Annotated in this window: 16 protein-coding genes; all 16 read left to right on the forward strand. The window is 46.6% G+C overall.

Translation table 11 applies throughout. The features are described 5' to 3' along the window. Nucleotides 1-19 precede the first annotated feature (19 nt). The 16 genes from AADZ70_RS02260 (at nt 20) to AADZ70_RS02335 (ending at nt 13,402) form a co-directional block, all read left to right on the forward strand. On the forward strand, nt 20-1,411 hold the full coding sequence (locus AADZ70_RS02260; protein ID WP_156133002.1) for a phage portal protein: 1,392 nt from the start codon (nt 20-22) through the stop codon (nt 1,409-1,411). 19 nt (nt 1,412-1,430) lie between these two features. Then, nucleotides 1,431-2,273: an XkdF-like putative serine protease domain-containing protein gene (locus AADZ70_RS02265; RefSeq protein WP_342007657.1), complete on the forward strand. Its 843-nt coding sequence runs from the start codon at nt 1,431-1,433 to the stop codon at nt 2,271-2,273. Nucleotides 2,274-2,298: 25 nt separating this feature from the next. Beyond that, nucleotides 2,299-3,234, forward strand: a complete 936-nt coding sequence (locus tag AADZ70_RS02270; RefSeq protein ID WP_095240866.1) for a phage major capsid protein — start codon at nt 2,299-2,301, stop codon at nt 3,232-3,234. Nucleotides 3,235-3,250: 16 nt separating this feature from the next. Then, nucleotides 3,251-3,634 (forward strand): DUF3199 family protein, encoded by a 384-nt coding sequence (locus tag AADZ70_RS02275; protein ID WP_342007658.1) that lies wholly within the window; start codon nt 3,251-3,253, stop codon nt 3,632-3,634. Next, nucleotides 3,631-3,987 (forward strand): DUF3599 family protein, encoded by a 357-nt coding sequence (locus AADZ70_RS02280; protein ID WP_342007659.1) that lies wholly within the window; start codon nt 3,631-3,633, stop codon nt 3,985-3,987. Before AADZ70_RS02275 ends, AADZ70_RS02280 begins: the two co-directional genes overlap by 4 nt. Continuing rightward, entirely contained in the window at nt 3,984-4,487 is a 504-nt protein-coding gene (locus AADZ70_RS02285; protein ID WP_342007660.1) for an HK97 gp10 family phage protein, read from the forward strand. The genes AADZ70_RS02280 and AADZ70_RS02285 overlap by 4 nt, the downstream gene beginning before the upstream one ends. Continuing rightward, complete coding sequence (locus AADZ70_RS02290) at nt 4,484-4,930, forward strand: hypothetical protein (RefSeq protein ID WP_016936446.1); 447 nt, start codon at nt 4,484-4,486, stop codon at nt 4,928-4,930. The genes AADZ70_RS02285 and AADZ70_RS02290 overlap by 4 nt, the downstream gene beginning before the upstream one ends. Further along, nucleotides 4,927-5,136 carry a hypothetical protein gene (locus tag AADZ70_RS02295; protein ID WP_047475412.1) on the forward strand — a complete coding sequence of 70 codons (210 nt, stop codon included), beginning with the start codon at nt 4,927-4,929 and terminating at the stop codon, nt 5,134-5,136. The genes AADZ70_RS02290 and AADZ70_RS02295 overlap by 4 nt, the downstream gene beginning before the upstream one ends. Continuing rightward, nucleotides 5,136-6,533 (forward strand): phage tail sheath family protein, encoded by a 1,398-nt coding sequence (locus AADZ70_RS02300; RefSeq protein WP_045925721.1) that lies wholly within the window; start codon nt 5,136-5,138, stop codon nt 6,531-6,533. Before AADZ70_RS02295 ends, AADZ70_RS02300 begins: the two co-directional genes overlap by 1 nt. Nucleotide 6,534: 1 nt before the next feature. Further along, on the forward strand, nt 6,535-6,978 hold the full coding sequence (locus tag AADZ70_RS02305; protein ID WP_003154837.1) for a phage tail tube protein: 444 nt from the start codon (nt 6,535-6,537) through the stop codon (nt 6,976-6,978). 66 nt (nt 6,979-7,044) lie between these two features. Further along, the gene (locus AADZ70_RS02310) at nt 7,045-7,491 is read left to right on the forward strand and encodes a phage portal protein (protein ID WP_342007661.1); all 447 of its coding nucleotides are present in this window, start codon (nt 7,045-7,047) and stop codon (nt 7,489-7,491) included. 41 nt (nt 7,492-7,532) lie between these two features. Beyond that, entirely contained in the window at nt 7,533-7,670 is a 138-nt protein-coding gene (locus tag AADZ70_RS02315) for a hypothetical protein (RefSeq protein WP_156187190.1), read from the forward strand. Between the two features lies 1 nt (nt 7,671). After that, nucleotides 7,672-11,493 carry a transglycosylase SLT domain-containing protein gene (locus AADZ70_RS02320; protein WP_342007662.1) on the forward strand — a complete coding sequence of 1,274 codons (3,822 nt, stop codon included), beginning with the start codon at nt 7,672-7,674 and terminating at the stop codon, nt 11,491-11,493. Continuing rightward, nucleotides 11,486-12,145, forward strand: coding sequence for a LysM peptidoglycan-binding domain-containing protein (locus AADZ70_RS02325; protein ID WP_016936442.1), 660 nt, complete (start codon nt 11,486-11,488; stop codon nt 12,143-12,145). The genes AADZ70_RS02320 and AADZ70_RS02325 overlap by 8 nt, the downstream gene beginning before the upstream one ends. 13 nt (nt 12,146-12,158) lie before the next feature. Further along, nucleotides 12,159-13,136, forward strand: a complete 978-nt coding sequence (locus AADZ70_RS02330) for a phage portal protein (RefSeq protein WP_342007663.1) — start codon at nt 12,159-12,161, stop codon at nt 13,134-13,136. Further along, nucleotides 13,136-13,402, forward strand: a complete 267-nt coding sequence (locus AADZ70_RS02335; RefSeq protein WP_016936440.1) for a DUF2577 family protein — start codon at nt 13,136-13,138, stop codon at nt 13,400-13,402. The genes AADZ70_RS02330 and AADZ70_RS02335 overlap by 1 nt, the downstream gene beginning before the upstream one ends. The last annotated feature ends 87 nt before the right edge of the window (nt 13,403-13,489 follow it).

Below are 13,489 nucleotides of genomic sequence, written 5' to 3' on the forward strand. Positions count from 1 at the left end.
CACCGTCATTAAATCAAAAATGGCCGCGCCGCAGGCAAGGCAGATGCACGAAGATCAATTTGCCGATCTGTACGGAGAAGATATCATTTCACCGCCCTATAATCTGATCGAGCTGAAAACGATCGCCGAATATTCGACCATTCTTCAGCAGTGCATTGACGCATACCGGGTTAATATTACGGGTTTTGGATTCGATGTGGAATATACCTTTGACGTAAATAGTTCAGATTGCTCCCCGGGCAAAAAGGCGCGGGCCGAAAAAAACTGGATGAAGCTGGAGAGCTTTTACAAATGTCTTCATTTTGATGAATCAGCTGAGACGATCCTTGGATATGCGATAGAAGACCGTGAAAAAACAGGCAACGGTTTTCTCGAGGTGCTCCGGGACGGGCTGGGAAAACCGGCGGGGATTGAATATCTGGATGTAAAGCATATGCGGGTATGCGGTGTGACTGATCCTGTTGAGGTCACGTTTTCCTATGAAGAAAACGGCGCATCCAAAACGATTAAAAGGCAAAAACGGTTCCGTAAATATGTTCAGATGCTGAACGGACGGAAAGTGTTTTTCAAGGAATACGGCGATCCCCGCATGATGGACATGAGAACCGGCGAATACGTAAAAACCCTGCCTGAAAAGTTCAGGGCAAATGAAGCCGTTCACTTGAAAATCGGAAGCGGCACGTACGGTATTCCGCGCTGGGTCGGCAATATCGTCAACCTGTACGGCGCCCGGAAAGCGGAAGAACTGAATTTTATGTATTTCAAACAGGGCCGTCACGTGCCGGCCGCCATTACGGTTGAAAACGGCATGCTGTCAGAAGCATCGTACAAAGAGCTTCACGATTATATGAATGACCTTGAAGGGGTGGAAAACGCCCACAAATTTCTGCTGATTGAGGCGGAAGGCATTGCGAAGGAAAAAGACCTTCACGGAGGCGAAGACATTACGCCTGTGTCTGTGGAAATTAAATCACTTGCGGAAATTCTGCAGGAGGATGCGCTGTTTCTTGAATATGACGACAAAAGCAGAAATAAACTCCGCTCCGCGTTTCGTCTCCCGCCGCTTTATACGGGCGAGGCGCAGGAATACAACAAAGCCACAGCCGATACGGCACGCAAAATCACGGAGGAGCAGGTGTTTCAGCCGGAGCGGAAAACGCTGATTAATAAGCTCAATACGTTATTTTTGCCTGAACTGGGGCTTCACGATGTACAGCTCACATTAAAAGGGCCTGATTTTCGCGATCCGCTTGAAATTGCGAAGGTGCTTACGCCATTTATCTCCGCCGGCGCGGTTTCTCCTAATGACCTCCGTGATCTGGCCGGAAGAGTGCTCGGCAAAACGCTTGAGGAATGGCCGGAAGAGTACTACAGCCGGCCGGTGCTGAAAGGGAAAAAAGAGCAATCCTGAAAGGGGGTGAAAACATCTCGTGCCGAGAGAATTAAGAAATGCCGTCATCAGTTTTGTGAGCTATGTCGATAAAGCGGCGAACCAAACTGAATTCTTTTTCACAAAAGCAGCCGGCCTTCCGTCATTTGAAAAAAAGGTGCAGGTGTTTACAAAAAGCGAACCCGATGAGCAGAAGCTTGTCTACGGCATCGTTTACGAGCCGGATGTCCCGGATGCCCATGGCGATTATATGACGGCCGAAGAGATTGAAAAGGCCGCTCACGGTTTTTTGGCGGACGCCCGCAACATTGATACAAATCATAATTTTGAAGGCGGAACCGGCGAGGTGGTGGAGTCGTACGTCGCCCCGGATGACTTTGAAATCGGGAATGCTGTGATCCGGAAAGGATCTTGGGTGCTTGTCACCAAAGCCTCCGATGAAGTATGGGATCAGATTAAAGCAGGTGTCATTACAGGCTACAGCATGGCGGGAACCGCTGATGTTTACGAGGAGCCGGCGGAAAAGCAAGCCGGCTTAATCGGCGCGGTCAAGCAATTTCTCGACCGTGACCGCAAATCAAGATACCGCAAGGGAGAGGACTTGAACAAGATGAGAAAAGATGATTTAAGAGAATCGATTGAACACGCGCTGCACCCGCTCTTAAAGCGGCTTGACAATATGGAGCAAAACACGGAAGACAAAGACGGGGCGCCTGCACAGTCTGATGAAGAAAAACTGAAAACGCTTGTCGAGGACATGCTGGCGCCGATTATTAAACGCATCGAAGCGCTTGAAAAAGCAAGAGGCGCTTCAAAGCAGCCGGAAGAAGAGACGGGCGGCCAAGAACCTGTTAAAAAATCCATTTGGAGCGGACTGCTTTAAGCCCAGTCAGAAGGAGGAACTGTTAGTGAGAAATCAAGATATCATCAGAAAGGCGGAAATGTCACTTTCCGCATTAAAAAGCGGCGGTTTAATGAATCCCGCACAAGCTTCAGCATTTATCCGCATGGTGCAGAACACGCCGACCATTTTCAGCGAATCACGTGTGATTCAAATGGAAAACGACTCGCAGAAATTTGAAAAAATCGGTTTCGGCCAGCGTATTCTGCGTGCCGCTGAGGAAGGAAAAGCCTTAACGGACGATCAGCTGACCGTCCCGGCAACAAGTACGGTGCAGCTGAATACGAAAGAAGTCATTGCGGAAATTAACATCACCTATGACACGCTTGAAAACAACATTGAAAAAGACGGTCTGCAGCAGACAATCATGCAGATTTTAGCGGAGCGGGCGGCAGTTGATATTGAAGAGCTTGTCGTAAACGGCGATACATCTTCTTCTGATCCGTATTTGGCACAGCTTGACGGAATCCGTAAACAGACTGTGTCTCACGTCATCGACGGAAATGGGGAAGAGCTGACCAGAGCTACATTTAAAAAAGGTTTAAAAGCCATTCCGGCAAAATATTTACGCCTGCCTCAGGAATTCAGATTCTACACGTCTCAGGGCATGGAGATTGAATGGAAAGACCGTGTGGCTGACCGTCAGACCAATCTGGGGGATCTTGCGGTGCAGGGCGGTTTATCCTCAGCATTCGGTGTTCCGGTCAAGGGGGTTTCCAACCTGCAGCCGTACTCAGTCGGGGAAGGTGATTCCCAGTACGATGCGTCTGACATCATTTTGACTCATCCGAAAAATATCATTCTCGGTTTTTCACGGAATATCCGAATCGAAGTAGATAAAGATATCCGCAGCCGAAAATTTATTATCGTACTGACGGCTAAACTTGACAGCAAATTTGAAGAAGAAGATGCAAGCGCCAAAATCGTAAACGTTAAAGAATAAGCCGGGGGTGGCAGTTATGTTAATTCAGCCGTCTGACGTTGTCTCATATTCAGTTTATGATGAAGTCAAAAACAGGCCGGAGCCGCTGCTTATACAGGACATTCTGGAGGCGGAAGCGGAAGCGGCCAGAATGGCGGGACACTCGTTCACTGATCCTGTTTACTCACCGCTTCCCGAGAAGGTTAAGCTTGCGTTATTAAAGCTTTCTCAATATTTTGCGCTGATCAATCAGAATGAAGCCGCCGCTTCCGCCTATCAATCTGAAAAGATAGGCGACTATTCCTATACAGTGTCAGGTGAAAGCGGAATCCGAAAACCGGCGGTATACCATCTGCTCTGTGAATATATCGCGCCGGGCTATTCCCCGGTTTCTATAAGTGCTAAGGTGAGACCGTTATGAGCTATGAACGGCTGCTCACTGACAGATGCGATATTTATCATGAGACGGTGTCAGTTCCGAAGGCCGGGCGCTTCGGCATTCCCGCTGAAAAGCTCCAGCCTGTTTTTACTTATCCGGACGTTCCCGACGCTGAAGACGTGCCGTGCCTGTTTGTTGAAAAACAGCAGCGGCTTATTCAGCTTGCGCCTGATCATAAAGTATATCAGCGGTTTCTCGTTCATTTTCCGAAAGAGGCCGTTGTGCGTGTCAATGACAAAATCATTTGGGAAGGACAGGCGTATATTCTGGAAATGCCGAAGAAAGCAAGACAGCACCATTGGGAGGCCATCGCTGTGAGAGATGACAGACTATGAGCATAAAGAGCCTGGAAAAATGGAATCGGTCGCTGCAAAAGGCATCATCCGGAGAATTTGCCCGTCAGGCTGGCCGATGGCTGGAACAATCAGGGGAGGATTTTCTCGACCTGGTACGGGAGGAGCTTATGCATTCGGGAGGGATTGATACAGAAAACCTGCTGTCTTCCTTCCGAAAAGGAGCGCAGGATCATGTATGGATCATTGAAAACGGGGGACTGACCCTTGAAATCGGCACCAATGTAGAGTATGCCTCATTCATAAATGACGGACATTGGACCGTCTCAGATGAAAATGTCAGATGGGTGCCCGGGTATTGTCAAGGCTCCCGGTTCATCTATGATCCGTCAGCTTCAACAGGAATGGCCCTTAAAAAACAGTGGATCAGCGGGAATGGGTTTTGGGACAAAGCCCTTCTTATGTATGAAACAATCTTCGCCGGTTCGCTGGACAAGCGCTTCAATCAGTGGCTTAACACGTTAGGGGGAGATAACGGATGAATCGCGAGACCGGTTCAATCGCCGCTTTTTTGTATCAGCAGTGCGGCGTGCCCGTATATGAAAATGAACTGCCTGAACAATTTCAGGTGCCGTCCCTTTACATCCCGCCCCCGTATGTTTTTGACGAGAATGACACAGTCTCCACCTTTAAGAAGACATACAGTCTGAATGTGAAGCTGTTTCATGCTGACTCGGTGCAGGCGCTCTCTGCAGCCGACCGGATCGCTGATGCGGTGAGAGAATCAAGACAGATCATTCCGCTGCTTACGGAATCAGGAGAGGATACGGGTGATTTCGTCCGTATCAGCCGTATCGAAACAAGAGTCGGAGACAAAGGCGAGGCAGTGATCACCATCCGCTGGACGAGCCGCTACTACTATCAGAAACAAACATCTCCCGCACTGCGGGATGTGGACATTAACAGCGGGGTGAAACAAAAGTGAAAGAACATAAAAAGAAAAATGCCGCAACGGCAGAACGAGCGATTCTTTTTGACACGGCGGACTTAACAAAGCACGCAAAGGAGCTTTTCGGCGTAAAACCTGAGATTCTCCAGGGGGCTTTATTCGGCGTGAAGCAGAAACAAATGACAAAAGCGCAAGCCCAGACTTACATTCAAGCATTTTTAACCAAGGAGGTCATGCAATAATGAACGGCGGAACATTTACGCAAGGAAAAGAAAAAGAACGTGCCGGGATCTATTTTAACTTTAAGACAACAGCCCAGGAGCGGGTCACAATCGGTGAACGGGGGATTGTCGCCCTGCCCGTCGCATCTAACTGGGGGGAAGCGAAAACATTCGTCTCTATTTCAAGCATTGAAGATTTGAATAAAAAAGTAGGGCTCAGTATTGAAGATCCGTCACTGATTCTGCTGCGCGAGGCGAAAAAGAAAGCAAAAACCGTTTTGATGTACCGTCTGACAGAGGGAATCAGAGCGAGCGCCGATCTTTCGCAAGGTGTAAAAGCAACCGCTTTGTACGGCGGTTCAAAAGGAAATGACATCATCATCCGCATCAGTGAGAACGTCCTTGACCAGACTGCTTTCGATGTGACCACATACATGGATGAAGCGGAAGTTGACAAACAAACGGTGAAAAAGGCCGAGGAGTTAAAAGCGAACGGCTATGTCACATTCACAGGAACGGGCGAGCTGTCGGCTTCCATCCCGCTGACAGGCACTGACGAAGAGTCCGGAGAAACGTTAAATCCTCAGGCAGGCATCCGTCTTGCGGGAGGAACTGATAAAGCGCCGGTCAACTCAGACTATACGGATTTTTTAGCTGCGGCTGAAACGGAGAATTTCGATGTCATCGCTCTTCCTGTCGCGGATAACGATCAGCTGAAAGCGACATTTGCCGCATTCATTAAACGCCTTCGCGATGCGCAGGGACAGAAAGTGCAAGGGGTGACTGCCCATTACAACGGAGATTACGAAGGTATCATCAATGTGACTGAGGGCGTCTTGCTTGAAGACGGAACCGAAATTAAAGCTGAAGATGCGACCGCGTGGGTGGCAGGCGCAAGTGCCGGCGCTGCATTTAACCAATCCTTAACTTTCGTTGAATATGAAGGCGCGGTCGATGTGCTGCATCGTCTGACTCATGATGAAGTGATCGAACGCCTTTCCAAAGGTGAATTCCTTTTCTCTTATGACGCCCGTGATAAGTCAGTCAGCGTAGAAAAAGATATCAACTCATTGGTGACATTTACGGCAGAGAAAAACAAAAAGTTCGCGAAAAACAAAATCGTCCGTGTGCTTGATGCGGTGAATAACGATTTGACACGTGAACTGAAAGCTTTAATTAAATCGAAAAAAGGCACCGGAAGCGATCTTCCTGCGACAAACGACGGCCTTCAATTCGTCAAAACGATGATTATTCAATATTTGACAACGCTTCAGGATGCGGGCGGCATCGCTAACTTTGATTCAGACAAAGACATTACAATCGGCCTTAATGAAGACCGCGACGGCTTTTTAATTGACCTCGCCGTGCAGCCTGTGGATGCAGCAGAAAAATTCTACTTTAATGTGGAGGTAAACTAAGATGGCATTAAAAGCGCAAAACACAATTTCAGGAAAAGAAGGCCGTTTATTTCTCGATGGAGAAGAGATGGCGCATATTAAAACCTTTGAAGCAAACGTAGAAAAAAATAAATCAGAAGTAAACATCATGGGACGCCGCATGACGGGGCATAAAACGACTGGCGCCAACGGAACGGGCACAGCGACGTTCTATAAAGTCACATCCAAATTCGCCGTGCTTATGATGGATTACGTGAAAAAAGGCAGCGACCCGTATTTTACGCTGCAAGCCGTTCTTGACGACAAATCATCAGGCCGCGGAACAGAACGCGTCACCCTGTATGACGTCAACTTTGATTCTGCAAAAATCGCCGGACTGGACGTAGACTCAGAGGCGCTTGAAGAAGAAGTGCCGTTTACCTTTGAAGATTTCGATGTGCCGGAAAAGCTTTCTGAAACGTTTTAAGAAAATGAAAAAGTATTGAAACCATCGCAAAAGCGATGGTTTTTCTAAATAAAAGGAGCATGCTGTATGAGTGAAAAACAACAAAATGTATATGATCTTTCATTTTTTATGCCTGGACAAACAATAGAAGCTGAAGAAATAAAAATTGCAATTTCAAAACGATTTGTAGATAAAAAAGGGAATGTCATTCCATTTGTATTAAAGCCGATTACAACTGAACGGATTGATGAGCTGGAGAAAGAAAACACGACTTTTAAAAATGTGAAAGGCCGAGGCCGTATTAAAGATTTAGACACTCAGCGTTTCTATGCAAGAATCGCCATTGAATCAACAATTTATCCTGATTTTCGTTCCAAGGAATTGCGTGAAGCATATAAAACAGCAGACCCGGTTGAGGTGGCCAAACGTGTACTCTCTGTCGGCGGTGAATATGCAAATTGGCTGAATAAAGCGATTGAAATTAACGGCTTTGAAGATGATCTTGAAGATCTGGAAGAAGAAGCAAAAAACTAATTAAGGATGGTAATAAAGAAGCCGTGTATCTTTATTACGCGATGCACGAGCTTCATTATTCACCGTCCCAGATTTTGGAATTATACGAAGCGGAGAAATCTTTTAAAGCTCTCTTATACGGGATGATCGGCTATAAACTGGATCTGCTTGAAAAAGAATCGCAGAAAGGGGGGGCATAACTTGGCAAAGCTGACTGCACGTTTTGATTTAGAGGACAAGGTATCCAAAAAACTGAAAAGGATACATAAAGGCTTTAAAGAAGTTGAAAAGAAAGCGAAGACAATTAATCGGCAGATCAAAATCAGTATTAGAGCTGAAGATCAAGCTTTCTACAAACTGAGAAAAATCAATGATTATATTATTCTGAAATTCGCAAAATCCCTTCAGATCAAAGTGGCTGTTGATGATCAAGCTACCGGCACACTGGAAGCTTTAGAAAAAAAAATGAGGCTTCTCCCCAAAAAAATGAATATTTCTGTTTCTTTAACCGAACATGTGACACCTGTTTATAAAAAACTGAAAAAAATGTTATCAAATCATGCATTTTCCTTTCTTCTGACGGCTGATGATCAAATTACATTGAAAGTCAAAAAAATAATAGGCTATATCAAGCGGAATCTGAAAAAGGGCTACACTGTAAAATTAAAAGTGATTGACGAGATCACAAAAACCGTCAATCGGTTAACATCTGTTCTGAGGCAATTTGAAAAGACCTACTATGTCAAACTGGAAGTAAAGGATAAGGTAACTGACAAAGTCAAGAACCAGGGAAGTCCTCTTGAATATAAGGAAGATAAGCCTAAAAAAGGTGAAAGTGAGAATTTCAAAAAAACCTCAGAAAATGAGTCTGACAAAAAGCCTGGATGGGCTGGTAAAATAAAAGGCTGGCTTAAAGACTGGTGGACAAAATCAGCATGGCCTTGGATAAAGGATACACTGAAAGAAATCGGCAAGGCGTTTGTGGATCGATTTAAGGAAAGGCTGATGGAAAAGCTGAAGGATGACGTTTTTGATAAAATCATTGACAAAATCCTTGGTCCTCAAAAAAAGAAAGATGCTGAAGGCAAAGAGGAAACAGAAAGCAAAATTAAAAACCGTAATACAGGAGGATGCTGCTGCGATTGCGGAGGAAGCAGCGCTCCGGGAAGAAAGAGAAATAAAAATCCCCGTAAAAAAAGAAAAGGTCCGGGTACAAGGAAAACGCCTGGAAAGACCCCTTCAAGAACAATCAGAGTGCCTGGTAAAGTTATAAAGAATCGTCAGGAGAAATCTTCAGGAAACAAAACGGCTGGTTCAAAGATGAAAAAATGGTTCGGAGATTTAACCTCAGCCGGTGAAGAATCCTCTAAATTAGGAAAAGCACTAAAAGGATTGGGAAAATTCCGTAAAGCAATCCCTTATATCGGGAATTTGTTATCTTTATCAGACCTGCAAGGAACAAATAAAGATAATGTCGGAGAAAAGGTTGGTACGGTCGGAGGGCGTATTGTCGGTATGGAGGCCGGAGGTATTGCCGGGGCAGAAGCTGGTGCGGCAATTGGCAGTTTCGCAGGACCCGCAGGCACTGTGATAGGCGGAGCTGCAGGCGGTTTGGCAGGTGGAGCTATAGGCGCATTCGGCGGAGAAGAAGCTGGGAAATCAATCGGTAAGATGTTTGATACTTCTAAGTTAAAAGAAGATATATCCAAAACGCTGTTTAATGGGAGCTGGTGGAACGAGAAATGGACCGGGGTAAAAACATCTGCCGGCAATACATTAGGCGGTCTTGGGGGTACTTGGGACAACATTAAGAGTACTGCGTCTACGTCATTTTTTAATAATTCGAATTGGTGGGCTGAAAAAGCGGGTTATGCATATGGAGCTATGGAATCTACTCTTTTTAACAGTGATTGGTGGAAAGGAAAATGGGAAGGAGTAAAAGGCTGGACATCTGAAAAATGGGAAGAAGCCTCTTCTATATGGAATGACGTACAATCAAATGTAAAGAAAACGGTCTTTAATAAAGATTGGTGGAATGGAAAATGGAAAAACGTACAAAGCTGGGGTAAAGATACTTGGGAAAATAGCCAGGAATTATGGGGTAAATTTCAAAGTAAAATTAAGGAAACTTTGTTTAACAAAGATTGGTGGTCTGAAAAATGGAATTCGGTTAAACAATGGGGCGAAAATATATTAGGAGATTCAATGGATGCTATTAAAAGTGCTGGCGGGAAAGTGGTTAGCACTGCTAAAAATATAGGCGGAAAGGTAAAAGAAACTGCAGGGAATATTGGGAATGGTGTGAAAGACTGGCTTTCTGGAGTATCTTCAAGTTTCCAGAAAGGGAAAAATAAAGCTTACAAAGACTTTCATTATGACAAAAACGCCACAGGCGGCTTCATTACAAAGCCGACCATTTCGTGGATCGGTGAAGCCGGTAAAGAATTTGTTATTCCCGTTGACAACAACCGCGGCCGAGGGAAAATGCTGCTTTCACAAGCTGCGTCTAAGCTTGGCATGCGTGTCGTCGACGATATGGGAGCGGCTTCGGCTCAGTCTTCCGCTGCACCGGCGGGAGCGGGCGGTGTTTCTTCTTCGGCGTCTGTATCGGCAGCTGCGTCTGTGGATGCTTCCGGATTTGCCGGGACGGCTTCATCACTCGGCAAACAGTTTACAGAAGGCTTTGACAGCGGGATCAGCAATAAAGCAGTGGATATGGACGGCTGGAAAGAGAAAAACATCGGTACGCCGTTTAACGCCCTCATTTCGTCTTCGCCCGATTACGGAAAGCAAGTCGTTGCGGGCTATGCGAAAGGTCAGAATACGTCACAGACGGGCACCGATTCGTTTTTAAAAACAAAGGTGAAAACACCTTATCAATCGGCGGTCAATCAATCGTCCTCGTGGGGAACCGCCACAGTTAAAGGATTTTCGGCCGGACAGAATGCAAAAGATACGGGAACCGCGCAATACGTGAGCACACACATCAATAAACCGTTTGTGCAATCAAGAGATTCTGCGAACGGCTGGGGGTCAGGCCTGATCGGACACTTCGTATCAGGGATGAATGCGAAGGGAAGCGAAGTCAAACAGGCGGCCAAAGATTTGGCCAAAAAAGTCGAGGACGCATTCAGGGAAGAGCTTGATATTCACTCTCCTTCCCGTGTCATGATGAGTCTCGGACGCTTTGCTTCAGTCGGCGTCGTCAAAGGGCTCAGCTCAGTTGACGTGAAAAAATACGCCGAAAAACAGGCAGGCTCGCTTGCAGCGGCCTTTTCCGGCATGGGTGCAGCGGGAGGAAGCGTCAAAGAGTGGCTATTGGCCGCAATGAAAGCAACCAATACTCCGATCAGCTGGCTTCCCGGATTAATGACGATCGCACAGAATGAATCAGGCGGAAACCCTAATTCCATTAACTTATGGGACAGCAACGCCAAAGCCGGACACCCGTCACAGGGCTTAATGCAGACAATTCCGAGCACCTTTGAATCTCACAAAGCGCCGGGAATGAATGATATCAGAAATCCAATCCACAACGCCGCTGCCGCCATCGGCTATATTAAAAGCAGATACGGCTCGATCAACAATGTGCCGGGGATTAAGAGTATGGCGCACGGCGGCCCATACGTCGGTTATGCCAACGGAGGTCTGATTACGAAGGAGCAGATTGCCCGTGTCGGCGAAGGGAACAAACGGGAGTGGATCATCCCTGAAGAACGGGGCATCCGCGGCCGTTATCTGCTTCAAAAAGCGGCTCAAGCGCTCGGCATGGAAGTGTCCGATCCGTCCCAGACGGAACCCGCAGCGCTTTCAGCCGGCACGGTTTCCGCAGCCGTTAAAGGCGGCGGACAAACCGTGCAAAAAACGGGAACAAAAGAGATCAAAATCGAATTCAGCGGCGATCAGCATTTCCATAACGGACAGGACGCCGACAGCCTCGCCGCCAAAATCAAACAGGCGCTGATTGATGAACTGCAAAAAGACATTTATACCGGAGCAAAGGGGGCCGTTGCTTTTGACTAAATCTGTTTACGAATTTTGGCTGTCACAGGGGAAGGACAAGCTCCGGCTTCCCGTTCTCCCTGAAGCGATTGATATCGCAAACAGCGTGCAGAATGATTCCGTGAAAGTCACGGGTCTTGGAGAGGTGACGTTTATTGAAGAACCGGGAGCGAAAGAAATTTCGTTCTCTTCTTTTTTTCCGAAACGATACACCCCGATTGCTGAATATCAAAGCATCCCTTCGCCGGAAAAAGCCATTTCAGCCATTGAAACATGGATGAAAGCGAAAAAACCCGTTCAGTTTTTAATTACAGGAACAAAAATCAATGTCACATGCAGTATTGAAAGTTTCAATTACAGCGAAGGTGACAATGAAATCGGCGACCGGAATTTTGATATCGTACTGAAAGAATATAAAACCGCTTCGCCAAGAAAAATCAAACAAAAGAAAAAAACGAAAGCGAAGCGCCCATCCAAAGCTTCACCCAAAACATATACCGTCAAAAAAGGGGATACGCTTTGGGACATCGCCGGCAAGTTTTACGGAAACCACACGGAGTGGCGGAAAATCTGGAACGCGAATAAAACCGCCATGATTAAGCGCAGCAAACGGAATATCCGGCAGCCGGGGCATTGGATCTTCCCGGGGCAGAAGCTGAAGATACCGCAATGAAACGGGTGAGAAGATGATTGAACTATTTGTCATAAAAGAAACGGAGTGGCTCGAGCTTGTCACAGAAAGCGTAACGCTGGAAGGACACAGATATCAGGCGCCCCGCTCCATCGAAGCGACAATTATCGTAAAGCAGGGCAGCCAGACGTATTACGGCGTATCAGAAGGGGATACGGTTTTGTTCAAATGGAACGGAAAAGAGCTGTTCCGCGGCATTGTCTTTGCAAGAACGCCGGATGAGCATACCGTCGCCTTCACCGCATACGATATGCTCCAATACCTTGTGAAAAACCAGGACGTTTATGTGTTTTCCAACAAGCGCGCCGATCAAATATTAAAAAGGATCGCCAGCGATTTTCAAATTCCCGTGACATCCATTGCCAACACAGGGCATACCATTAAATCACTCGTTTTCAAAAATGATACAAGTCTTTACGATATGATGTTAAAAGCGTTAAAACAGACAAAAAGCCAGACGGGCCGCAATTATCAGCTCTATTCAGAAAAAGGCAGACTCGGCTTGCGTGAATGGCCGGACCCGTCTGATATTTGGGTGCTGGAAACAGGAGTTAATATTACAGGGTATCAATACAGCACTTCAATTGATGATACCGCAACCCGTGTCGTCATGCGGCTGCAAAAAGACGATAAAACCGTGAAAGCTTCCGCGTCAGATAGCGCGGGCATGAAAACATTCGGCGTTTTACAGTATACCGAAACGGTTTCTGACGACATTAACGAAGCCCAGCTGAAACAGCGTGCAAAAGTGAAGCAGGCTGAGAAAAAAGGCGTAAAGAAAGAGCTGAAAAATATACAGGCGATCGGCATTCCGGGGTTGGAAAGCGGATTGCCGGTCTATATCTCAATTTCGGAAATCGGGCTGAAGAAAACTTATTATGTAGATACGGACCGCCATGAATTCCAAGGAACAAAACATATCATGACGATTGATGTCACGGAGAAAAACTCACTTCCGGAGGGGACATCCTGATGAGATTAAGCGATGCTATTAAACATTTAGCCGTCGGGGCGGTTGACGCCGAAGCGCCGGTGGAGCTGATGACGGCGGAAGTGACCTCGGTTTCGCCGCTCGAGCTGAAGCTGAAAGATCACGACAAACTTTTGATTCCGTCTGATGCACTCATTGTGCCGAAGCGGCTGAAATCCGGCGGAGATGATCAGCTCCAGGCAGGAGACCGGGTGATGACCGCCGCATTAACAGGAGGACAGTCCTTTTTTGTGCTGGATAAAATCTAACCGCATTCGATGAATGCCGGGAGTGTGACTTTGAAAATTCATCCGTCTGGACAGAAATGTATTAAAGATATCAGCCTGTTAAAGCCG

It is taken from the genome of Bacillus sp. YBsi01, assembly GCF_038406745.1.
Lineage (GTDB): Bacteria > Bacillota > Bacilli > Bacillales > Bacillaceae > Bacillus > Bacillus siamensis.

Coding starts and splice junctions, on each gene's coding strand:
- AADZ70_RS02260 (WP_156133002.1), top strand. CDS start 20: ATGGCCGCGCCGCAGGCAAGGCAGATGCACGAAGATCAATTTGCCGAT.
- AADZ70_RS02275 (WP_342007658.1), top strand. CDS start 3,251: ATGTTAATTCAGCCGTCTGACGTTGTCTCATATTCAGTTTATGATGAA.
- AADZ70_RS02280 (WP_342007659.1), top strand. CDS start 3,631: ATGAGCTATGAACGGCTGCTCACTGACAGATGCGATATTTATCATGAG.
- AADZ70_RS02285 (WP_342007660.1), top strand. CDS start 3,984: ATGAGCATAAAGAGCCTGGAAAAATGGAATCGGTCGCTGCAAAAGGCA.
- AADZ70_RS02290 (WP_016936446.1), top strand. CDS start 4,484: ATGAATCGCGAGACCGGTTCAATCGCCGCTTTTTTGTATCAGCAGTGC.
- AADZ70_RS02300 (WP_045925721.1), top strand. CDS start 5,136: ATGAACGGCGGAACATTTACGCAAGGAAAAGAAAAAGAACGTGCCGGG.
- AADZ70_RS02305 (WP_003154837.1), top strand. CDS start 6,535: ATGGCATTAAAAGCGCAAAACACAATTTCAGGAAAAGAAGGCCGTTTA.
- AADZ70_RS02310 (WP_342007661.1), top strand. CDS start 7,045: ATGAGTGAAAAACAACAAAATGTATATGATCTTTCATTTTTTATGCCT.
- AADZ70_RS02315 (WP_156187190.1), top strand. CDS start 7,533: ATGCACGAGCTTCATTATTCACCGTCCCAGATTTTGGAATTATACGAA.
- AADZ70_RS02330 (WP_342007663.1), top strand. CDS start 12,159: ATGATTGAACTATTTGTCATAAAAGAAACGGAGTGGCTCGAGCTTGTC.
- AADZ70_RS02335 (WP_016936440.1), top strand. CDS start 13,136: ATGAGATTAAGCGATGCTATTAAACATTTAGCCGTCGGGGCGGTTGAC.